Below are 1,040 nucleotides of genomic sequence, written 5' to 3'. Positions count from 1 at the left end.
CACTCATTTATCTATGAAAAAGAATACCAGTCCTGAGAGTAAAACTAATCAATTATCTAGTCTTTTAAAAGAGCAAGTTGAAAATAATGGTGCTAAACTCAACAAAGCGAGGCTAAAACTTATGTCAATGGTTATAATTGCTCTTTGCAAAGTTCAAACAGTTAGTTTTCATAAACTAGCTTTAGCTTTTGAAACTAACTGTAACGTCGATTCCTCATTAAGAAGACTACAACGCTTTATCGCTAGTTTCGATTTATGTAGTGATTTAATTGCACGATTGGTATTTAGCATGCTGCCTGAAAAAGAAAATTTGAAGTTGACCATTGATCGCACCAACTGGAAGTTTGGCAAAAAAAACATCAATATTTTTATGCTTGGAATCACTTATCGCAATGTTGCATTTCCTCTGATGTTTAAAATGTTAGACAAAAGAGGGAATTCAAATAGCCTAGAAAGAATTGATTTGATTGAACGATTCGTTAAACTCTTTGGAAAAGAGTGCATAGATTGTGTTTTAGCTGACAGAGAGTTTGTAGGGAATGAATGGATGGAATATCTTAACAGAGAACAAATTAGGTACTACATTCGTATTCGAAATAATTTCAAGGTTACTTTACCAAGGAATAATCAAACGATTTCTGTGGCTTGGTTATTCTCTGGAGTAAAGATTGGTGAGATCAGGCATTACCCTAAAATTGTTATTATAAATGGCGAATACTGCTATCTTTCAGCAACACTGTGCCGAAAAACTGGGGAGAAACCAGAGTTATTAATTATAATCAGTTTTAATCAAAAGGAGCAAGCCCTTTTAAACTACAAGGAAAGATGGCAGATCGAAACCTGTTTCAGAGCAATGAAATCCAGTGGGTTTGATATTGAAAATACACATCTACAAGACTTGGAAAGAATAGAAAAACTAATATGTTTAGTAATGATAGCCTTTGCTTGGTGCTACAATGTTGGTGATTATTTAGATAGGTATGTTAAGGCCATAACAATAAAAAAGCATGGTCATAGAGCTAAATCGGTTTTCAAATATG

The 1,040-nt window shown here is 33.6% G+C and carries 1 protein-coding gene; it reads left to right on the top strand.

The features are described from left to right. Window positions 1–13: 13 nt before the first annotated feature. Window positions 14–1,040 (top strand): IS4 family transposase (locus DIT68_RS16165; protein WP_109360858.1); only part of this gene is annotated, 1,027 nt, incomplete at its 3' end.

This window comes from Brumimicrobium oceani (assembly GCF_003143775.1).
In the GTDB taxonomy this organism is placed as follows: Bacteria; Bacteroidota; Bacteroidia; order Flavobacteriales_D; family Crocinitomicaceae; genus Brumimicrobium; species Brumimicrobium oceani.
This window is presented reverse-complemented; position numbering and strand designations above follow the sequence as displayed.